Source organism: Armatimonadota bacterium, from assembly GCA_029907255.1.
Classification (GTDB): domain Bacteria; phylum Armatimonadota; class UBA5829; order DTJY01; family DTJY01; genus JAIMAU01.
Map to the genome: position 1 here is coordinate 1 of JARYMF010000017.1, position 21,773 is coordinate 21,773.

Genomic DNA, 21,773 nt, shown 5'->3' on the forward strand with positions numbered 1-21,773 from the left:
ATTCAATTTCTGCGGTTGTAAACCTCTGTCGGGCAGGCACGTAGCCTGCCAGAGGAAGCACCGACCAACTACGTGCCAGCAGTCGCGGTTCAGACGTAGGGTGCGAGCGTTGGCCAGTATCACTGGGCGTAAAGGGCGCCTAGGCGGCCAGGCAAGTCGGGCGTGAAATCCCCCAGCCCAACTGGGGAAGTGCGCTCGATACTGCTTGGCTTGAGGGCAGTAGAGGAGAGTGGAATTCCCGGTGTAGCGGTGAAATGCGTTGATATCGGGAGGAACACCAATGGCGAAGGCAGCTCTCTAGGCTGTTCCTGACGTTGAAGGCGCGAAAGCCAGGGGAGCGAACCGGTCTGGCCCCCGGGTAGTCCTGGCCCTAAACGATGGACACTTGTCCTGGGGGAGCTAGTTGGCAATTTAGTTCACTGGCTCAGAGCTATCTGAGTGATGAGCTAGTAAACTAAATAGCTTCGAACTCTCCCGGGGCGGAGCTTACGCGTTAAGTGTCCCGCCTGTGGAGTACGGCCGCAAGGCTGAAAATCATGGGAATTGGGGACGCCTGCACAAGCGGCTGAGCATGTGGCTTAATTGGACCCTGACCCAAGAACCTTACCAGGGCTGTCCGCATGCCTGAGGTTTCGGCCCAGCCGTTGGAAACAACGGCCGGTCGCCGACCTCCAGCCGTAGCAATGAATATTGTTTCGGTTTGCAAGCGGCGTGCGGACAAGGTGCTGAGTGGCTGTTGTCAGTCCGCGTCGTGAGATGTCCGGTTCACTCCGGGAGCGGACGAAACCCCACACCCCCTGTTGCTCCATTACCCGGGCAGAAAGCAATTTAAGGTTGTGAAAATCTAGTTTTCTCGGCCTCAAAATCGCAACTGCCCGGGGAGTTGAGCACTCTGGGGGAACCGCCGCCCTGCCCTTGGGGCGGGGTTGGAGGAAGGAGGGGACGACAGCGAGTCCGTGCGGCCCGCAAGCCCTGGGCCGCACACATGCTACAGTGGCCCGTACAATCGGCGACCCCGCGAGGGGGAGGCAATCCAAAAAGCGGGCCGTGGTTCGGATTGCAGTCTGCAACTCGACTGCATGAAGGTGGCCCATTGTGGGCGTCGCTAGTAACTGCCGGTCAGCGATACGGCGGTGAATACGTTCCCAGGCGTCCTTCATACCGCTAACCGCGTTCCGGCCGCGCGGGCCCGACCGAAGCCCTGTGTAGATGTGCTAGAAGGAAAGGCGGGGAAACTCTTCTCTTTCATCTTTTGCATGCTGACGGGGTTAGGCGGGCCCAACCGGCTGGACGTTGGAGTAGCAAGGCAACCGTACCGGAAGGTGCGGTTGGACTTTCTTAAAAGAAAAATAGGCCGGCTTGCCGGACCAAAGTAATTGCCTGCACCTTGACAATTGATTTTTGAGCGAGTGCCTGCAGAATGCAGACGAGGGCATACGGTGGATTCCTTGGTGGCCAGAGCCGATGAAGGACGTGGCAGACTGCGAAAAGCCTCGGGGAGCCGTCTGCAGGCTGTGATCCGGGGATTTCCGAATGGGGAAACCTGGCGCGGGTAATGCCGCGTCATCCCGGGCAAACCGGGAGGGGAACCGGGCGAACTGAAACATCTCAGTAACCCGAGGAAAAGAAAGCAAACGCGATTCCCTGAGTAGTGGCGAGCGAAACGGGAACAGCCTAAACCAAGCTATATCAAATGGAGGAATAATTTGCAGTTTGGAAAACCTTCCAACCTGCAAACCAAAGTTCCTAAATTTGAAATAGCTTGGGGTTGTGGGGCGGCGCAAGGAAGAGGGAAGCAAAGATTTCATTGTTTCCCTCCCTCTTCATCTTATAAAGGAGTTACAAATCCGGCTCTTAGCAGAAGAGACTTGGAACGGTCCGCCATAGAGGGTGATAGCCCCGTACGCGAAAAGAGTCGGACTCCTGCGCGCCGCCCCAAGTAACGCGGGACACGAGGAACCCTGCGTGAATCTGGGAGGACCACCTCCTAAGGCTAAATACTCCTGGCGACCGATAGTGAACCAGTACCGTGAGGGAAAGGTGAAAAGAACCCCGGAAGGGGAGTGAAATAGAACCTGAAACCGTATGCCCACAGCCGGTGGGAGCGGAAAAGTTGTCTGGGCATACCCAATGTTCGATAACTTTTCCGTGACCGCGTGCATTTTGGATAATGAGCCGGCGAGTTGCTGTCGGTGGCGAGGTTAATCCCGTTAATCACGGGAGGAGCCGTAGCGAAAGCGAGTCTGAATAGGGCGTATAGTCGCCGGCAGCAGACCCGAGGCCGGGCGATCTACCCATGGACAGGGCGAGGCCCCCCTTTTGGGGGCTCAGGCCCGAACCCGTTGGTGCTGCAATACCATGGGATGAGCTGTGGGTAGGGGTGAAATGCCAATCGAGCCCGGATCTAGCTGGTTCTCCGCGAAATGCATTTAGGTGCAGCCTCGGATGGTCGACTACGCAGGTAGAGCACTGGAGGGGGTAAGTTCGACGCCTCGAACCCAACCCAACCAAACTCCGAATGGCGTAGCCAAAAGTCCGGGAGTGGGGTTGCGGGATTTGCGACTCCGCAACCGAGAGGGGAACAACCCAGATCGCCAGCTAAGGTCCCAAAGTGCGAGCTAAGTGTTTGCAAAGGTGTGGGAAGGCATTGACGACCGGGATGTAGGCTTAGAAGCAGCCATCATCTAAGGAGTGCGTAATAGCTCACCGGTGGAGCCAACCTGCGCCGAAAATTAACGGGGCTAAGCTCGCCACCGAAGCTGTGGGGTTAGCTTCAGCTGAATAAATCTTGTATTGCAAAAGCTGATAGCTAACCGGTAGCGGAGCGTTCCCTGTGGGTTGAAGTTCGAGCGTAAGCTCGGGTGGACTGCAGGGAAGTGAGAATGCCGGCACGAGTAGCGCTAAGAAGGGTGAGAATCCCTTCCGCCGAAAGCCTAAGGTTTCCGAAGCAACGTTCGTCAGCTTCGGGTTAGCCGACCCTAAACCGAGGCCGAAAGGCGTAGGCGATGGATGGTCCGGTTAATATTCCGGCGCCACCGGGAAAACCTTGAGTGAATATTGTTCTCAACTTGTTTTGTTGTCGGAGGGACGCGGGTAGGCCAACTCGGGGCACGCTTGGAAGTGCACCCGGGAAGGCCGAACCGCCAAGAAAAGCTCCGACAGCCTTACCCGGTGACCGTACCGCAAACCGACACTGGTAGGTGAGGAGAGAATCCTCAGGCGTTCGGGAGAACTCTCGTCAAGGAATTCGGCAAACTGGCCCCGTAACTTCGGGAGAAGGGGTGCCCGGTTTGCCCTCACCCTTTCCTACGATGGCGTTCTTTAAGGGAATGACCGTTGGATGATTGGGTGAGGGCATTCACGGGCCGCAGTGGCCAGGTCTGGGCGACTGTTTACTAAAAACACAGGTGCCTGCCAAGGAGTAATCCGATGTATAGGTGCCGATGCCTGCCCAGTACCGGAGTACTAAGGAATCCTGTCCCGAAAGGGGCGGGAGACCGAACAACCGGCAAACGGCGGTCCGCGCCACATTAAATGGTGCGGACCCGAAGGTAGCGAAACTCCTCAGCGGATAATTTCCGCCATGCCGAACGGCGCAACGACCCAGACGCTGTCTCGACGAGGGACCCGGTGAAACTGAAGTGTCTGTTAGTATGCAGGCAACCCGCGGCGGGACGGGGAGTCCCCGGGAGCTTTACTGCAGCCTACTATTGGGTGTGCGCATCTATGAAAAGTAGGAGGAAAAGTTGATGTGGCCAATTCATTAAAATTGGTCATATTAACTTTTCCCTAAGGTTTGATACTGCCTTCAAGGTGCGCACACCCTAACCTCGCACCGGGCCTGAAGCCCGAGGGACAGTGGTAGGTGGGCAGTTTCGCTTGGTCGGCACCCTCCTAAAAGGTAACGGAGGGATCCAAAGGTCTCCTCAGCACGCTTGGAAACCGTGCGTTGAGCGCAAGGGTATAGAGGGGGCCTGACTGTGCGAGCCGCAACTCAAGCAGGGACGAAAGTCGGGCCTAGTGACGTGGTACTACCGTGTGGAAGGGGTACCGCGGCAACGGATAATGAGTTCCCCGGGAAAACAGGGCCGATCTCCCCCGATAGGCCACATTGACGGGGAGGCTTGGTGCCTCGTTTCCGGCTCATCGCATCCTGGGGCTGAAGGAGGTCCCAAGGGTTGGGTTAACAGCCCATTAAAGCGGTTTGTGAGCTAGAATTAGATCATCGCAAGATAGTTCAAGTCCTATCCGCCGTGGGCGCTGGAGACTTGAGGGGAGCTGCCCCTAGTACGAAAGGAACGGGGCGGGCCAACCTCTGGCGTACCGGTTGTCTCGCCAGGGGCATCGCCGGGTAGCTAAAGTTGGCTCGCGATAAGCGCTGAAAGCATCTAAGCGCGAAGCGCACCCCAAGACGAGGTCTCCTCAATAGGCCCCGGGTAGACTACCCGGTGATAGGCCGGAGGTGTAAGGACGGCAACGTCCTCAGCTTACCGGTACTAATAGGCCGAATGCATTCGCAGGCACTCGTTCTTAAGTCTTTTGTCACAACCTGCCAATTGACACCCTTAATTCCCAATGCTAGACTGCCTATAGAATGGCACGAATTTTCTTTGTCAGTCTTGCGATTTTTATTTTCGCCTGTTCGCTGTCTGCCCAGGAACAATGGCAGACTTTGAGGACCAGACACTTCCTCATTTACTACTCGCCCGGCGCAAGGTCCAAAGGGATAAGAGTGGCGAAAATTGGGGAACAATGGCATTCGGTGCTGTCCAAAAAGCTTGATTTTGACCCAGGTGGCGTAATACCTGTGTATCTTTATCCAAACCGCCGTGCATTCGCAGATGCAATTGGCGCAAAGCCAGATGAGAGCGTTGTCGGAATGGCTCACACCCGGACTTTGAAGGTTCGAATTGATGCCTCCAATACTTTAGCACGAATCGAGAGCATTGTACCTCATGAATTAGTACATGTTTTCCTTTCTCGGCGACTTAAGGCATTCACGCCGAGAATGCCTCTATGGATGCATGAAGGTCTGGCAAAATACTTAACCGGTGATTGGTCACCCGGCGATGCTGAACTTCTTAGAGAAATTGGCACCTCAGGTAGGATTATTCCTCTAAATAGGATCTCCCATGTATTCCCGCAGGATGAAAAACAGCGTGCAATTGCATACGTCGAAAGCTACTCAATAGTTAGTTTTATGGCAAAGAAATACGGTCCGGAATGCATTCCTGATTTCCTTGCCGAGCTTTCGGCGGGTAATCCTTTTCCTACAGCTCTCGAGTACAGCATCGGTGTCCGACCGGAAAAGCTGGAAGAAGAATGGCGGCAGTATCTTTGGGATGAGTATGGCCTTGACCGGTGGATTCGATTTGGGAGCGCAACCGTCTCGTTCTTGATGGCATTCTTTGCTATCCTTGCGTTCCGTGCTCGGCGGCTAATGAAGCGCCGAAAAGTAGCCGAATTGGAGGAGGAATTTCACGAGGAATATAAGTAAGTTTGAGGTTGGGAACCTATAGGTTTGTTTGTGCGTATTTCAGAAAGGCAATAATTGTAGTGGACCCACATCAAGAAGGAACGTCAGGGATGAAGACTCCTGAGTTGTGTGTGTGGAAAGCTAAATCTATTAAAAGAACAGTAGCAGTATTATTAGTATCGGCATTTCTTTCGACTTGGTCGTGGGCGCTATTTTCCCACATCCAATTAGATTGCTGTTCTCATAATGATCAATCATTCTGCGCAAGAGTAGATTCCAAACAATCGGTAATCTTACCCCAAGACAAGACGGCTCACGGACATGACCCGAGTTCCTGCCCGGCATGCTTGTTTCTGATGGCGGCAGGTTCTTATTGCTTATTTGCGGTCGGTTCGGTTGAATTTCCTGAATATGTCTCGCAAGCTTTCACTCATGGTTGGCAAGTATCGTTAGCGTTCAATATTTCCCCAACTAACCCCAGGGCTCCTCCTGCGTAGTCTTCCGATTTCAACTCGTATAAGTTGGCAAGCTAATTGGGAAGACTATTTTTAAGGAGGGACATTAATTGAATAGTTGCAAGCTCCTACTGTGCCTTTTCTTTCAATTCGTAGTTTTCCTGCCCGCTTTGGCTGCTAATTCTGACGTTAGCCAAGCATATGAGCAACGAATTCAGAGCCTTGAACAAAGAATTGAGGAGCTGGAGAATCAAATCAAGGGTGTTGGAGAGGACAAATCTGAGGTTACTGAACTAGCTCCAGAGGAAATCAGTCCTCAGCCAATCCAACCCACCGGCAACGAAAAGCTTTTGCCTGATATAAGTATCATTGTTGATACTCTGGGAATTACTAGCACAACGAACTTAGAGCCCAACCGCGACCAAATCCAAATTCGCGGAATTGAGCTCGGAATTCAGGGCTATCTTTACCCCCAAATTAGAGGTGACGTATTCATTACCGCTGAGGGAGAAGAACTCTCGGTTGGTGTGGAAGAAGCTTATGCGTCGTTCCTGCAAATTGGAAATACCGACCTCTCCTTGAATATCGGCAAAAAGTTCATTAATTTTGGAAAAAATAATCCTGTCCACCGTGAGAAATGGCCTTTCGTGACTCAGCCTTTTGCCATTAGAAATCTCCTAAATCCAGAGGAAGGACTCACGGGGCAGGGAGCGCAAGTAAACTACCTGCTTCCTCTTAAAGGTAATCTCTTTTGCCAGGCTGAGGTTGGCATTTGGAAGCCATCGGTGCATCATCATGAGCACGCTGAAGGCGTTGAGCACCATGAGTTAGGCATTAGAGTGCACAATCGGCTCTACACAGGCAGGCTGTGGCTTTCAAAGCCAGTGCGCGATTTTGCTGAGTTGGAAGTCGGCATGAGCATAGCAGGTGGGAAGGGTGAGGAATCCTTGGGCAACCCCAAGACCAGGCTTTATGGTATAGACCTCACTTACCGTGCATGGCCGGCTGCGCACAAACAAATACTATTACAAGCTGAGGTAGTGCGCCAGAAGAGATGGTTGCCAGAAAGGGATGGAGCACGCAATGGCTATTATTTACTTTATTCGTATAAGCTTAATAAATACAATGAAGCTGGCATTCGGTATGACTGGGCTTCACTTCCTGCTCCTGAAATAGGACACGATTCGGGTCTTTCTGCAATTTACACCAGGCGGCTTACGGAGACTAGCTACATGCGTCTTCAAGTTACGAGAGGAAGCTCAAGTAATTCAGACGACTATATATCCACATTTCTTCAATTTGTTTGGGGCCTTGGCCCACATTCTCACGATCTGCAATAGAGGAGGGATTCGATATGAAAATAAGGGTAATTTCTTTGCTCCTTTTAACAATCATGCTTGTGGTACCTTCATATGCGAAGATAAAAGTTGTTACATCTGCGTCAAACCTGGCTGATATAACTCGCAATATCGGTGGTGACTTGGTGAGCGTTACCAGCCTTGCGAGGCCTACCGAGGATATTCATTTTGTAGAACCTAGACCCAGTTTCGTTGCTAAACTAAAAGATGCCGATGTTGTCGTGGTCTACGGAATGGGTTTCGACCAGTGGATGCGGCCGTTGATTGACAACGCACGCAATAAGAAAATTGTTCAGGGAGGTCCTGGTTATGTAGATGCTTCTGTCGGCATAAAGAAGCGTGAGGTGCCAGCTGGGAAAATAGATATGTCCATGGGGGAAATTCATCCGCTAGGGAATCCTCATTATCTTCTTGACCCAGAGAATGCGAAAATTGTGGCAAGGAACATTTTAGGTGGCCTTATTCGAGTATCGCCAAAAGATGAGAACAAATTTCGAAGTAACTATAGCCGTTTTCTTAGCGAACTTGACTCGGCGATAAATAAATGGGAAGGCATTCTTCAGCCATTTAAAGGCCAACCTGTTGTAACCTATCACAAGAGTTGGATTTATTTTACCGGCCGTTTTGGCCTCGAAGATGCTGGCACAATTGAACCAAAGCCAGGAATCCCTCCTTCGCCTTCGCACGTTAGCAAGCTTATCCAGGCAATGAAACGCGAGAAAGTAAAGGTCATCATGATGGAGACATTCTATCCTCAGAAGTTTCCAAAGTTAATCGCAAAGGAGACTGGTGCTGAGATATGTGTGCTACCCTACGAGGTAGGCGCGGTCAAGGGCGCAGATTCCTATATCAAAATGATTGATTATATCGTGCACAAAATCGCCGCTGCACTAAAGTAGAGGTTCTTATGAAAGAGATAATCCGATTCAAAGATGTTGACCTTGGTTATGATGGGATACCAATACTTATCGGGCTAGACTTCGCCATAAAGGAAGGCGATTTTGTGGGCATAATAGGCCCAAACGGGGTTGGGAAAACCACACTTCTAAAGGGAATGCTAGGGATGCTTTCTCCCATTAAAGGCCAGATTATTTACAGCAAGAACATCAAGTTCGGATACGTACCCCAGCGCCAGTCTCCCGATGATGCCTTTCCACTTTCTGTCCTGGATGTTGTGCTCATGGGAAGATGGCGTCTGATTGGGTTCGGGCGTCGTGCAAAGCCCAGAGATTGGCAAGCAGCTTTGACTGCACTAGAGCAGGCTGGAGTGGGCTCCCTAGCAGATTCCCTCTTTCGAGATCTTTCAGGTGGACAAAAGCAAAGAGTTCTCATCGCTAGAGCATTGGCGAGCGAACCAAATGTTCTGATTTTGGATGAGCCAACCACTGACTTGGACGTGGCTGGACAGAGAAGCATAATGGATCTCCTAAAACGGCTACATGATGAACGAAATTTGACAGTGGTCGTAGCAAGCCATCTGCTTCATCATGTGGTTAACTATGTGGAAACTATCGGTTTTGTTGAGGAAAGCACATTTAAGCTCGAACCCATCGAAGCGGCTGTTACAGCTGAGAACCTAAGCCGTCTTTATGGTATTAAGGTGCAGGTAGGTGAAATTAACGGACACAGGTTTGTGTTTTAGCATTTTCAGTTTTCTTAAGCGGCGAGCTCGGTTTGATGTAGGAGGAAAAGCAGGTGGAAATTTTCACAGACAATATTCTTAGAATGCCGTTAATTGCTCTGGTATTGACAGGCCTTATGTGCGGCTACCTTGGAATATTTGTTATTCTGAAAAGGGTGGTGTTCCTAGGGGCCGCATTAGCAGAAGTAAGTTCTGCGGGAATTGCTGCTGCTTTGCTTTTAGGACTAAATCCGGTTATTGGCTCATTGGCTTTTGTGCTTGGCGGAGTAGGAATATTTAGCATAAGGGCGAGGCGTGGTGTTCCCCAGGAGGCGGGTGTTGGTATAGGTTATGCACTAGCCGGCGCACTTGGGGTTTTGCTTATTCATTTAGGTTCGGGCGAGGCGCACATGCTAGATATTTTGACTGGATGCATTATTGGTGTTGATGTTGCGGATGTGTGGTTAATGCTTGGAGTATTCCTTGCCATTGGAGTAATCCATTGGCTATGTTTTAAGGAGTTCATTTTCACCTCGTTTGACCCAGAAACAGCTGCGTCGCAGGGTATCAAGGTGAGATTATTTGATGTGATTATATTCTTAACCCTTGGCGTGGCTGTGGCAGTTAGCCTAAGGTCAGTAGGCACGTTGGTAACTTTTGCTTTTCTGGTAATCCCAGGGGCGGCCGCGCTTGCTTTGGCTAGGAGAATGAAAACGGCCATCCTTATAGCGCCAATCCACGCTTTTATTCCAGCTGTACTTGGATATTACTTGTCTTACCGGTTTGATTTGCCTACCGGTGCAACCGTAACCGCAGTCATGATTGTTTTGCTGCTAATACCTGCTTTATTGGTGAAGTCAAAGCAATATTTGCCCCTTCTTGGAGCAAGTTCAAGTTAATGTTTTGAAGTCGTTTTTGGAGGAGAACCTAGCTTTTTAGAAAAGGAGGCATAGAAAAACAAGACTTAAAGTTAAAACGCAATTAATTACAATATGTCGCAATTGAAAGCGTCAAACTTGCTATTTCCCAATCTGTGCCGAGTTCCATTGTCTGTTTGTCGGCGGTTTCCGCGCCAGCTTTAAGCGCTTAAGTGAACCTTTTGAGGTTATTAAAGTATTTAAGAAAGCAACTGTACTGCATTCTTCCAAGCAATAAGCTCTTTTTCTTCATCAGTGATAGGGAGCGACAGAAGTCTATCCATTTGGGGCTTCGGGTGGCCGCAAGGAGAGTCACTGCCGAAGAGTATCTTCTCTGCGCCATGCATGCGGATATATTTAACCATCTGGTCGTCCGGCATATCCTTGGGGAAGCAATATGACACATCGAAGTAGACATCGGTTCCAAGAAGGTGTTTCTCAACTTCATTCCACATTTTGTATCCGCCCATGTGAGCGCAAACCATCCTGAGTCTGGGAAACATCCGCCGAACATGACCAAGTGCTTCAGGGGTGGCAAGCACCTCCAAGCTATCCACGATTTCGCCACCGGCATGGAAATACATTATGAAATTCTCCTGAGCGGCCTGGTAGATTGGAATCATGCGTTTGTCATCCGGTCGAAACCCCTGCCAGTTTCCATGCAGTTTGATTCCTTTAATTCCAAGCTTGCGCATCCGGCAGAGTTCGGCTTCGGGATTTGGGAAGTCAGGGTGTATTGCGCCGAATGGAACCAGCCGTTCGCTTTTAACCTCTGCCAGCCAGTTATTGATTGATGGCACCTGTGACGGCTTTGTTGCGACGCATTGGATGAACGAGGCTTGTATTCCCATTTCATCCATTTGGCGGATTAAGCCGGCTATTGTGCCATTGAAGGACGGTTGGAGTTTATAGGCTTCTGCAAGGTTTGCAACGGCCTTTTCAGCAAGAGAATCTGGAAAACAGTGAACGTGACAGTCTATAAATTTCATTCCGTAATCCTTCTTTCCGAAACGGCAAGCTGTTGGCGCGAGTGCATTTCGATTTTAAGGATATTCGAAGTTCGTTTTACAATCCGATGGTTACATTCCTTAGCTGGAGACCAAAGCCAATTAGCGGCTAAGTAAGACTTGTGAAATGGCTCGGCCATTGTTTTTCATCTGAAAGAAGCCGTTTTACCCCAGGAGGTTGCAATAATCATAATGATTACTTCGGTATTTTTCGAACTTTTCCCTTTATACCTCCGAACCGCATATTTAGTAGAAGAAAACTGTTAAAACTTTTGCTAAAAGAGAAATCTAACATCAACATGAGTTACTGCATCTGCTATAATTGGATAAAAATGCTCGACAGTTGATTCAACTGCCGAAGTAGAAAGGAACGCTTAGAATGCAGCGCAGAGTTCTCTTTACCCCAATCATCATCTTTTTATTGATTGTTCTTCCAATTTCATCTTATGCTTGGAAGTTCGTCTCCATGGCGGATAGTCGGGGTGGCGATAATGGTGTAAACATGAAAGTGTTTTCGGCAATAATTGACCGGGTTAATGCTGAAAACCCTGATTTAGTCATTTTCCAAGGCGATGCGGTTAGCGGTTCAAAAAATCCAAAGGTGCTAAGTTCCCAGATGGATACATGGCTTTCTGTTATGAAAAAGCTAAAATGCCGCTGGTACTACGTCCCCGGCAACCATGAAATCCGCTCAGCCGCCTGTGAAGATGTTCTGCGAAAGAAAATTGACCAGCCGCTCAATGGCCCGCCAGGGCACAAGGAATTGGTTTTTTCATTTGACCACAAGAATGCCCATTTCGTTGGACTGAACAGCTATCATCCTGGGGAAACCCACCGCGTTCAGATTGAATGGCTTGCGCAGGACCTAAAGTCGACAAATAAACCTCATATTTTTGTAATGGCGCACGACCCAGCATACCCAGTAGGTCCGCATGTCAAAAGCTCACTAGATGCACATCCTGATGAGCGCGATGCATTCTGGAAGCTGATGGAAAAGGCGGGCGTTAGGATATATTTCTGTGGCCATGAGCACCTGTATAAGCGATCGCGCCATGGAAACATCTTTCAAGTGATAAATGGCACGTGCGGAGCGCCAATTTATAAAGGTAGGGATGCCATTAGCAAGTATCATTATGTGGTAGTTGAGGTTGATGGCGCAAAGGTTCGATGTGAGGCGAAGGATATGGGAGGTAAAACATTTGATTCGTGGGAGTATTCCGTGGCAATTGCAAGCGGCTCGGAAGCTAGCGGATCTTCGTGCCAGCCCTAAGTAATTTTTCTGAAGTAAGGCTAGCGAAATATACAAGCCCCACTGGACGAGCGTCTAAGTGTATGATATAGTGTTTGCACAAACATTCAGCCGCAGGTAAAAATATACTTAACTCTATTGGCTGGTTTATTCTAAGCCAAAATTTATAATGCGGGGAGCCCACAGCCCCGTCACCATTGGCGAGGTTCATGCTGCTATCGGAAACGGAGCATGAGCAGTTGAACGGAAAAAAATGGGAAAAAGGGAAAATAACCATTTTTCTTTTTCCACTTTATCCCATGGGGTGAAGGCATTGCAATACAAAGTGCAGAGCGCACTGCTTCTGTTAATAATTCTCATTTTGGCAGCCCAAGGGTTTCTCCTCGCAGAGCCAATAAAACTTGTAATCGCTGGGCGTAATACTCACTTTGCAATCCAACCAATCCGCGAAGAGAGTAGTGTTTATGTCCCCCTTGCCGCTCTAATCGCCATCGGTGCAAGGGGTTCTTTGGTCGGCGAACCGCAGGATGGGCGTCAGGAAATCGAGATAACCTCTGCAAGCGGCCGGAATTTCACGTGCAAGGCGAAGATTTTCAATGGCAGCCCTATGATTCAAATACAAGATATCGCTGAGGAGCTAGGTGCAATAACCTTCTGGGACGAAAAATCGAAAAGCCTAAGCATACGCGCACGCATTGAATGCGTCGAATTTGATGGCTCACGCTTGGTTGTGAATACAAGCTATCCGGTAACTTACAAGGCACTACGATGGGCCTCCGAGAAAAAGTTGATTCTCGATATATCCGGGGTTCATATGCCATCAAATATAGAGCATCTGACTAGAAACTCGACTTCTGTCAGCATCCGAACGGGTACTCGCGAGGATGGCGAAACCGGCCGGATAGTACTCGACCTTCCGCACGCATTCCAGCACAAGACGTTGAGTGCGCCAAAGTCAATGAAAATTGTGATTTCTGTAACGCCTCCCGTTGCCACTTTAAAAACAGAAGGGGATTCTAATGTCATTCCTGCAGGTAGGGTTGCAACGTTAGGTGGAGAACAGGAAAATAATAATTTCAAGCAAAATCAAGCTGATGGCAAGGTCGAAGTGGAGATTACTCCTTCTCCGCCAGTTATGAAGTCCGATGCATCTGTGGGCACAACCAAGGTTGCAGTAAAACCTCTACCTCCTCCAGCTGAGATAATCTCGATTATTTGTCATAATCGAAGCCCAAAGAGCATTGAGTTGGAGGTTCGTGCTAGCAAGCAAATTCAATACGAGACTTCATTGCTTAGGCATCCAGACCGAGTGTACCTAGATATAAAGAACGCGGTTCTTGCGTGCAATTTTGATGGATGGGCGGAAGAACACCAGTTGGTTAGGAGTGTTCAAGCTGGACAGCAGAATGGTAATTTAGTAAGAATATCGCTTGAGTTAACCCGAGTTGCCGCTCCTGAAGTTAGATTGGATAAGGCTTCAAACAGGCTACTCATGAAACTTGAGCCCCCCAAATCATCGGGCGGAACGCTTGCATCAAAGGTGATAGTAGTAGATCCTGGTCACGGCGGGCCAGGTCAGGCTGGAAGGGGGGCACTAGGATGCAACGGAAGCCTAGAAAAAACCATTAACCTTGAAATTGCCAAACGTGTCCACCACTTGCTGAAAAGTGAAGGCGCCTGCTCGTTGCTTACGCGGGATGATAATGATACCTTTTTGGAAGTTTCCGCAAGACCTGAGTTTGCCAGGCGACATTCTGCCGACATTTTTATTAGCATTCACAATAACTCATGTGGTAAGATGAATTCAGTCTCCGGGACGGAAACCTACTTTCATAAATGGGATCCGGATTCTCGGGCGCTTGCAACATGCATTCACACAGAGGTTGTAGCGGTTACGGGTCTACCAGATAGAAAAGTGAAAAGCGACCTTTGGCTCTATCAGAATGGACTTGGAGTATTACGCGGAGCAACTGCTTATGGAATTCCTGCGGCTCTAATAGAGGTCGCCTATATGAACCATGCGGGCGACGAAAAACTACTAAACGACCCGGACTTCCAACAAAGAGTGGCAGAGGCGATTGTCCGTGGGTTGAAAGTATACGTCGAAGGAAGTACCCAAGGATCACAAACGGCGAAAAGAACCGGTACTGGTAACCGAGGAGGCTAGGTGAAAAGTAAATCCTTTGCAATTCTAGCAATTTTAACTTTTTTGGTTGCGGTGGCTTTCGGAGTCTATATGGCAAGCCAGCAGAAAGAATCCTCTACTCCTACTGCCCCTCCTACAGCTAATACACAGCCAGAGCAGCCTAAGACGGTTAAAATTTTCCATGTAAAAATAGAAGACAGCCGACCAAAACTCAGGCCTGTAAGTAAGCAAATATCTGCCAAAGAAGACCCAATTGAAGCCGCACTAAGACTTCTTGTCGAGCAGGGAAACGGTAAAGATCCGTCGAACCCAATTCCGGAAGGAACAAAGCTGTTGGGAGTTGAAGTGAAAGATGGGCTGGCGATTGTCAACTTCAGCCATGAATTTCGCGATAACTTCCAAGGTGGTTCTACGGGAGAGGCTCTTCTTATTGGTGCAATCTTGCGCACGTTGGGCCAATTCTCGGAGATACGCCAGGTCAGTATTCTAGTCGAAGGAAAGCCTATAAGTAGCCTAGGTCACCTAGACCTATCTGGCCGGCTTGACGTAAACTCTTCAGGAATGGGGTTCAACAACGAGATTGAAAAGTAAAGGCTCGATTGGGGTTTTCGATTCGGGAGTTGGTGGGCTAACAGTCGTTAAACAGATTTCACAAAAGCTTCCTCGTGAAAGCGTTATATATTTTGCCGATGAAGCACATGTTCCTTATGGCGAACGTCATCCCTATGAGATAATCAGCTTTGCACTTGGAATTACTAGATTTCTCATAGAACGCGGCGCCAAGTTAATCGTAATGGGCTGTAATATGTCTTCTGCGCTCGCACTTGCTCCTGCGCGTCAACTATTTCCCGATACGCCGGTTATTGGAGTAATTGAAGCGGGAGTTCGTGCTGCACTCCGAGTGTCCCGTGATGGCAAAATCGGAGTTTTAGCGACGACAGGCACAGTGAATACGCATGCATATAGGAATGCCATTCTACGCCTTAACCCGTCTGCTATGGTTGTTGAGCAGGCGTGCCCAAAATTTGTGCCCCTTGTCGAAGCAGGCATGGCAGATTCCGAAGAAGCGGAGTCGGCGGCGCATGAATATATGAAACCGTTGCTATCCGCGGATTGTAGCACTATAATACTTGGATGTACACATTATCCGTTTTTAGCCGGTGCCATCAGCCGAGTTGCTGGCGAGCATATAACGCTTATCGACCCAGCCGAAGAAACCGCAGCAGAGGCGGCAAACCTGCTAAGTGGCAATAAGTTGCTGGACTTTTCAGGGGACGAACCTTCCTATACTTTTTTTACTACGGCAAGAACGGAAAAGTTTGCCGACTTGGGAAGTAAATTTCTCAATAGGGAAATTCAAAACTTGGTCGAGGTAAGCTGGGGAAAAGAATTGGGAGCAGTCGAATGGCGAGAGAAGACGGTCGAGCAAACGACGAAATCCGCCCTGTGAAAATTACCAGGGGATATATACAATATGCTGAAGGGTCGTGCCTCATTGAGATTGGCAACACACGCGTCATTTGCACGGCTTCTGTGGAGGAAAAGGTCCCGCCATTCCTGAAGGGTTCAGGAACTGGGTGGGTTACCGCCGAGTATGGCATGCTGCCGCGTTCGTGCCGAACTCGGAATGTTCGCGATATATCGCGGGGCCAACTTGCAGGTCGAACAATGGAGATACAGCGCCTTGTTGGCCGCGCCCTGCGCTCTGTGGTTGATTTAAAAGGGCTAGGTGAGCGTACCGTTTGGATGGATTGTGACGTCATTCAGGCGGATGGCGGTACTCGAACAGCTTCGGTTACAGGAGCATATGTGGCTCTCGTGGAAGCAGTTGACTGGCTAAAAAGGGAACAATTGATTAAAACATCAATTATAACAGACCAGCTTGCGGCAATAAGCGTTGGAATCGTTGGCGGTGAAGAGCTCCTCGATTTGAACTATTCCGAAGATTCGATTGCAGCGGTAGATTTAAACCTCGCAATGACAGCAAGCGGCAAGATTGTCGAAGTACAAGGTACTGCAGAAGGTATGCCTTTCTCGCGCCAAAAGCTTGGTAAACTGCTCGATTTGGCAGAGAAGGGCATAAAGGAACTCTTTGAGATTCAAAAATCGGTGCTTGGTAATCTCATTTAAGGCGAAAAGGATACAGTTTTTCTATAAATTTTAATTTTTACTAGCAAAAAGTTCTCATGCGCGAAATCGTTCTCGCAACAAGAAATCCGAAAAAGGTCGAGGAAATCTGTGCTATGCTTGCCGACCTTCCGATTCGGATACTCTCCCTTGCTGATTTTCCTGGAATACCAGAACCCCAAGAAACAGGCGCAACTTTCGCTGAAAATGCCACAATTAAGGCGCTTGCAGCAGCAAAAGCCACTGGAAAAGTTGCTCTCGCGGATGACTCAGGCCTAGAGGTTGACGCACTCGGTGGTCGACCGGGCGTGCTTTCGAACAGGTTTGCTGGGCAGGGAGCGAGCGACCGTGATAAATATATGCTTGTCCTTCGGTTAATGGATGGCGTGCCGGAGGACAAGAGGACTGCAAGGTTCCGCGCGGCAATAGCGATTGCCAAGCCAGACGGACACACAGTTGTCGTTGAGGGCACTTGCGAGGGGCGTATTGCACACGAGCCCAGGGGTGAGTATGGCTTTGGGTATGATCCTATCTTCTACCTTCCAGATATTGGCAAAACCATGGCCGAGCTTCCTCCCGAGGAGAAAAACAAAATAAGCCATCGGGCGAAAGCAATCCAGGCAGCCAAGCAATTGTTAATCGAGATGATGAAGAAAAATGGTTAGGTTGCGTTGATATCTCAGCACACCAATATAATTTTAAATGACTTTCATTTGCTTCAGCCGAGACATTAAGAACGTCGAAAGCTCATACTCGCCAACTTGCTCAATTGGCACCCATCGTACCTGCACAGCGTCATCTCCGGGGATTAGCTTCCCACCTACAGGCTTTGCAAAAAAGTCAATAATGACATAGTGATATGCTACGTTGCCTGCCTCGTCACGAACAATGAGGTCGAAAACTCCTGCAATTTTACCTACCTCTACATCCAAACCGGTTTCCTCTCGTACTTCTCGCTTAACGGCTTCTTTGAGTGGTTCACCCCATTGAACACTGCCGCCAGGAATCGACCATTTGTCTTTGTTTGGTTCGGCTCCGCGTCTTATAAGTAGCAACTTTCCTTCTTCCAGGATGATGGCAGCTACTGCAGGTATGGGCTGTTTGCCTTCCATTTTTGCACTCAGATTAGCGTCCTCCATGTCCTATTTTGGCAATTATACCACACTTGTGCTTGGATTTTTAGAAGCAATGCCCTATGGACATTGACCAGCATACATTATTTCTGCTACAATACGGAAACAACATGATGGTTGAAAAGCTTAAGCTAAACCAACCTCATGAAATTGGAGAGCCGGGCATGTATTACCCTACTAAAGAGGAATTTATTCGCCGGTCTGAGTTCGGGAATCTAGTTCCCGTTTACCGCGATATAATCGCCGATATGGAAACGCCAGTTTCTGCCTATCGGAAGATCGCTCGTGGAAAGTATTCATTCCTTCTTGAAAGCGTGGAAGGCGGCGAGCGTCTTGCAAGGTACTCTTTTCTCGGCACAGACCCTTTCCTAGTTTTTAAAAGCAAAGGCCGTGATGTGCAAATTATCCAGCGCATGAGGGCAGATAAAGTTGCGCTGGAGCAAGGCCAAGACCCACTCCATGTTCTTAAGAACTTGCTTTCAAAGTACAAGTGGGTGGATGATCCAACACTTCCTAGGTTTTGCGGTGGTGCTGTTGGATATATCGGCTATGATATGGTCCGGTTCTTCGAGGAACTGCCAGACGATACTGTTGATGATTTAAACATCCCAGATTGCTTCTTTATATTCACCGACATATTTGTCGTTTTTGACCACCTAAAGCATAGGTTGAAAGTTATCTGCAATCCTGAGGTTGGTTCGGACCCGGCAACAAATTATGACTTAGCTGTGGAGAAAATTGAGGAAATAGTCCAGCGGTTGCGCCAGCCTCTATCATTGTCAGAAAAGCCAGCAGGGGTTTCCTATGATTTGAAGCCGTCGGCGAACATGACGCAGGAGGAATATGAGAAAGCAGTTGAAATAGCAAAGGAGTACATCAGAGCTGGCGACGTCATTCAAGTTGTGCTTTCACAGAGACTATCAACACCGCTCAGCGCGGATCCTTTCGATGTATATCGTGCGCTACGTTCAGTAAACCCGTCTCCTTATATGTACTATCTCTCCTATGATGACATAAAGCTGATTGGTTCGTCACCCGAAATTCTAGTGACCGAAGACAGGGGAGTGGTTACTACACGCCCAATTGCGGGAACGCGGCCCAGGGGCAAGAACGATGAAGAAGATAAGGCATTGGAGAAAGAACTTCTTGCCGATGAAAAAGAACGAGCTGAGCATATCATGTTAGTGGACTTAGGTCGCAATGACATTGGCCGCGTCTGCAAATACGGAACGGTGACCGTTGACGAGCTAATGGTTATTGAACGCTACTCACATGTTATGCATATAGTCTCGAACGTCCGGGGCCAACTTGCCGATGGCTTAGACCAGTTTGATGTGCTCAGAGCGACGTTCCCGGCGGGCACTGTCTCCGGAGCGCCGAAAATTCGGGCAATGGAAATAATCGAAGAGCTTGAACCAACTAAGCGCGGAACATATGCTGGCGCAATCGGCTACTTTAGTTTCTCTGGAAATATGGATACGTGCATCACCATCCGCACAATTCTTGTTAAAGATGGAATCGCCTACATGCAGGCTGGGGCTGGAATTGTTGCCGATTCTGTCCCGGAGCTAGAATACCGCGAGTGCATGAATAAAGCTGGGGCGTTAATGAAAGCCATTGAACTTGCTGAAAAAGGGTTAGATTAGACTGGCTAAGAGGTTTGAAACAAGGAAAGTGGTATTATTTCAAAAGCTAGGTAATTGGTTGTTGGGTATTTTTATTTGGAGTTTTGCCGATGATTCTAATGATTGATAACTACGATAGCTTTACTTACAATTTAGTGCAATATCTAGGCGAGATGGGCGAAGAGCTCAAAGTTTTCCGAAACGATAAAATAACAATTGAGGAGATTGAACACCTTAAGCCAGATAAAATCGTGATTTCGCCCGGGCCATGTAGCCCTAAAGAAGCAGGTATTTCCGTGGAGACAATCAAGCACTTTGCTGGAAAGGTTCCCATCTTGGGCGTATGCCTTGGCCATCAAAGCATCGGGTATGCATTTGGCGGTGATATAGTTAGGGCTGAGCGACTAATGCATGGAAAAACTTCGATGATTTACCATGATGGCAAGGGCATCTTCAAAGACGTGCCAAGTCCATTTCGAGCAACTAGATACCATTCCCTCATTATCAAACGCGAAACTCTTCCATCTTGCTTGGAAATCAGCGCAGAGACCGACATCGGCGAGATTATGGGCGTTCGGCATCGGGAGTTTATAATCGAAGGGGTACAATTCCATCCTGAATCAATCCTCACTGAGCACGGAAAAGAATTGCTCAGAAACTTCATAGCAATGAAAGTGTAGCTCTAAAGACATTTGATGAGGAAAGGGCAAAAGAAGCTTCAGTGCAAATTGTATGACCACCCTAAAGGAAAAATACACGCAGTATTTAATCAAGCAATAAAAGTAACATCGTGAAAATTTCTATCCCGGGTGAGGGGGATTGCATGATTAAGGAAGCTATAAAGAAGGTCGTTGAAGGGATTGATTTAACAGAGGAAGAAGCCGCTGCTGTCATGGAAGAGATTATGGACGGCGTTGCAACACCGTCCCAAATCGCAAGCCTAATCACCGCACTGCGAATGAAGGGAGAAACGGTTGATGAAGTAACTGGCTTTGCGAGGGTAATGCGGGAGAAAAGTGTTAAGATACCCACGAAGTGTGAGCCAGACAGCTTGGTTGATACGTGTGGAACAGGGGGCGACCATCTGAACACTTTCAACATCTCCACGACCGCCGCCTTCGTAGTTGCAGGCGCTGGAGTTGCAGTTGCCAAACATGGAAACCGCGCCATGTCAAGCAAATGTGGAAGCGCAGACGTCCTGGAAGCACTTGGGGTAAATATTAACCTCTCTCCCGATAAAGTGGCAATGTGCATAGATAAAGTCGGCATTGGCTTTATGTTCGCACCAGCGCACCATCCTTCGATGAAGCATGCGGTCGTCCCGCGTAGAGAGATTGGCATACGCACAGTGTTTAATATTTTAGGGCCTTTAACGAATCCAGCCGGCGCGAAGAGGCAGCTCATCGGGGTCTCGGAGCCACGTCTTACCGAGCTGATGGCAGCAGCACTCCAGAGGCTAGGTAGTGAACGTGCAATAGTAGTGCATGGCTTGGATGGTATTGACGAACTATCAACGCTGGGGAAAACCAAGGTCACTGAGCTTAGAGATGGTGTAGTAGAAACGTTTGAAATATCCCCAAATGACTTCGGCTTAAGCAGCACGACCGTTGAAAATCTAACTCAAGGTGAGGAAGCCTCTCAGAGTGCGAAGATTGTTGAAGATGTCTTAAGAGGAGTGCCAGGGCCCAGGTTAGACATTGTTGCTCTAAACGCCGGCGCTGCTCTAATGGTCTCGAACAAAGTATCAACAATACAGGACGGAATAGCACTTGCTCTAGAATCCATTCACTCAGGCAGGGCATTTGCGGCGTTGGAAGGACTTAGGAGGCTAAGTCAGGAGCTGGCATAGGGTTGATCCTCGATAAAATCCTCGCAGACAAACGTATTGAAGTTGATTCCCGGAAGTCCCAATGGCGGATAGATGAACTTAAAACAAAGGAAATTTCTCCACCAAGGGATTTTCGTGCCGCTCTTGCTATACGAAAATCATCCGCCGGCCGTGGGGCTTCTTCGATTATTAGGTTAATCGCAGAGGTAAAGAAGGCATCGCCTTCGAAAGGCTTGATTAGGCCGGATTTCGATCCAGTAGCAATTGCACGAGCATATGAGGAAGCTGGCGCATCTGCAATATCGGTTTTAACCGACGAGAAGTATTTTCAAGGGCGGCTTGAATATCTCACAGCAGTGCGCAATGCTGTAAATCTTCCGGTGCTAAGGAAGGACTTCATTATTGATGCTTTTCAAGTATATGAAGCGCGAATGGCACAAGCAGACGCAATATTGCTTATAGTGGCCGCACTCTCGAAAAGCCAGCTTGCAGAACTTATGGCGTTGGCGTCTGACCTTGGAATGGCTTGTCTTGTCGAAGTTCATACTGCAGAGGAATTGGAAGTGGCACTGGACTCTGGAGCTGAAATTATTGGCGTTAACAATCGAAACCTTCAAACCTTTGAGACGAAGTTGGAAACTACGGTTGAGCTTGCAAAGATGGTTCCGGGAGACCGAATATTAGTGAGCGAGAGCGGCATATTTACTCGCTCCGATGTTGAGCGGTTAATGGAAGCTGGTGTGGACGCCATCCTGGTTGGAGAGTCTCTTATGCGCGAGCCGGACCCAAGGGTAAAGGTAAGGGAGTTGCTGGCTTCGGCGTGAGTAGTGG

General features: G+C 48.9%; 17 protein-coding genes and 2 rRNA genes. 17 read left to right on the forward strand and 2 right to left on the reverse strand.

Going from position 1 to position 21,773, the window contains the following annotated elements:
* The 7 genes from QHH26_12515 to QHH26_12545 form a co-directional block, all read left to right on the forward strand.
* A 16S ribosomal RNA gene (locus QHH26_12515) occupies positions 1 to 1,344 on the forward strand; the annotation flags it as partial.
* Between the two features lie 71 nt (positions 1,345 to 1,415).
* Positions 1,416 to 4,520: ribosomal RNA gene (locus QHH26_12520) — 23S ribosomal RNA — on the forward strand.
* 212 nt (positions 4,521 to 4,732) lie between these two features.
* Positions 4,733 to 5,497: a peptidase MA family metallohydrolase gene (locus QHH26_12525; GenBank protein ID MDH7482781.1), complete on the forward strand. Its 765-nt coding sequence runs from the start codon at positions 4,733 to 4,735 to the stop codon at positions 5,495 to 5,497.
* Positions 5,498 to 6,041: 544 nt separating this feature from the next.
* Positions 6,042 to 7,271 carry a hypothetical protein gene (locus QHH26_12530; GenBank protein ID MDH7482782.1) on the forward strand — a complete coding sequence of 410 codons (1,230 nt, stop codon included), beginning with the start codon at positions 6,042 to 6,044 and terminating at the stop codon, positions 7,269 to 7,271.
* Positions 7,272 to 7,285: 14 nt separating this feature from the next.
* Positions 7,286 to 8,188 (forward strand): metal ABC transporter substrate-binding protein, encoded by a 903-nt coding sequence (locus tag QHH26_12535; GenBank protein MDH7482783.1) that lies wholly within the window; start codon positions 7,286 to 7,288, stop codon positions 8,186 to 8,188.
* 8 nt (positions 8,189 to 8,196) lie between these two features.
* Positions 8,197 to 8,931 carry a metal ABC transporter ATP-binding protein gene (locus QHH26_12540; protein MDH7482784.1) on the forward strand — a complete coding sequence of 245 codons (735 nt, stop codon included), beginning with the start codon at positions 8,197 to 8,199 and terminating at the stop codon, positions 8,929 to 8,931.
* A 53-nt stretch (positions 8,932 to 8,984) separates the two neighbouring features.
* Positions 8,985 to 9,809: a metal ABC transporter permease gene (locus QHH26_12545; GenBank protein MDH7482785.1), complete on the forward strand. Its 825-nt coding sequence runs from the start codon at positions 8,985 to 8,987 to the stop codon at positions 9,807 to 9,809.
* Positions 9,810 to 10,027: 218 nt separating this feature from the next.
* Here the strand turns inward: QHH26_12545 and QHH26_12550 are convergent, their stop codons facing one another.
* Entirely contained in the window at positions 10,028 to 10,816 is a 789-nt protein-coding gene (locus QHH26_12550) for an amidohydrolase family protein (GenBank protein ID MDH7482786.1), read from the reverse strand.
* 397 nt (positions 10,817 to 11,213) lie between these two features.
* Between QHH26_12550 and QHH26_12555 the strand changes: the two genes are divergently transcribed.
* The 6 genes from QHH26_12555 to QHH26_12580 all read left to right on the forward strand — a co-directional run bounded on the left by QHH26_12555 (position 11,214) and on the right by QHH26_12580 (position 17,021).
* On the forward strand, positions 11,214 to 12,104 hold the full coding sequence (locus QHH26_12555) for a metallophosphoesterase (protein ID MDH7482787.1): 891 nt from the start codon (positions 11,214 to 11,216) through the stop codon (positions 12,102 to 12,104).
* A 292-nt stretch (positions 12,105 to 12,396) separates the two neighbouring features.
* Positions 12,397 to 14,250 carry an N-acetylmuramoyl-L-alanine amidase gene (locus QHH26_12560; GenBank protein ID MDH7482788.1) on the forward strand — a complete coding sequence of 618 codons (1,854 nt, stop codon included), beginning with the start codon at positions 12,397 to 12,399 and terminating at the stop codon, positions 14,248 to 14,250.
* Positions 14,251 to 14,820, forward strand: coding sequence for a GerMN domain-containing protein (locus QHH26_12565; protein MDH7482789.1), 570 nt, complete (start codon positions 14,251 to 14,253; stop codon positions 14,818 to 14,820). It abuts the gene before it with no gap.
* Entirely contained in the window at positions 14,810 to 15,679 is an 870-nt protein-coding gene (gene murI / locus QHH26_12570; protein MDH7482790.1) for a glutamate racemase, read from the forward strand. The genes QHH26_12565 and murI overlap by 11 nt, the downstream gene beginning before the upstream one ends.
* Complete coding sequence (gene rph / locus QHH26_12575; GenBank protein MDH7482791.1) at positions 15,634 to 16,359, forward strand: ribonuclease PH; 726 nt, start codon at positions 15,634 to 15,636, stop codon at positions 16,357 to 16,359. Before murI ends, rph begins: the two co-directional genes overlap by 46 nt.
* Before the next feature lie 56 nt (positions 16,360 to 16,415).
* Positions 16,416 to 17,021: an XTP/dITP diphosphatase gene (locus tag QHH26_12580; protein ID MDH7482792.1), complete on the forward strand. Its 606-nt coding sequence runs from the start codon at positions 16,416 to 16,418 to the stop codon at positions 17,019 to 17,021.
* A gap of 33 nt (positions 17,022 to 17,054) precedes the next feature.
* Here the strand turns inward: QHH26_12580 and QHH26_12585 are convergent, their stop codons facing one another.
* Complete coding sequence (locus QHH26_12585) at positions 17,055 to 17,468, reverse strand: NUDIX hydrolase (protein ID MDH7482793.1); 414 nt, start codon at positions 17,466 to 17,468, stop codon at positions 17,055 to 17,057.
* Between the two features lie 185 nt (positions 17,469 to 17,653).
* Here QHH26_12585 and trpE point away from each other — a divergent pair, with 185 nt between their 5' ends.
* The 4 genes from trpE (at position 17,654) to trpC (ending at position 21,766) form a co-directional block, all read left to right on the forward strand.
* Entirely contained in the window at positions 17,654 to 19,135 is a 1,482-nt protein-coding gene (trpE, locus tag QHH26_12590; protein ID MDH7482794.1) for an anthranilate synthase component I, read from the forward strand.
* 89 nt (positions 19,136 to 19,224) lie between these two features.
* The gene (pabA, locus tag QHH26_12595; GenBank protein MDH7482795.1) at positions 19,225 to 19,794 is read left to right on the forward strand and encodes an aminodeoxychorismate/anthranilate synthase component II; all 570 of its coding nucleotides are present in this window, start codon (positions 19,225 to 19,227) and stop codon (positions 19,792 to 19,794) included.
* A 143-nt stretch (positions 19,795 to 19,937) separates the two neighbouring features.
* Positions 19,938 to 20,963 (forward strand): anthranilate phosphoribosyltransferase, encoded by a 1,026-nt coding sequence (gene trpD / locus QHH26_12600; protein MDH7482796.1) that lies wholly within the window; start codon positions 19,938 to 19,940, stop codon positions 20,961 to 20,963.
* Positions 20,960 to 21,766, forward strand: a complete 807-nt coding sequence (gene trpC, locus QHH26_12605) for an indole-3-glycerol phosphate synthase TrpC (protein ID MDH7482797.1) — start codon at positions 20,960 to 20,962, stop codon at positions 21,764 to 21,766. The genes trpD and trpC overlap by 4 nt, the downstream gene beginning before the upstream one ends.
* The last annotated feature ends 7 nt before the right edge of the window (positions 21,767 to 21,773 follow it).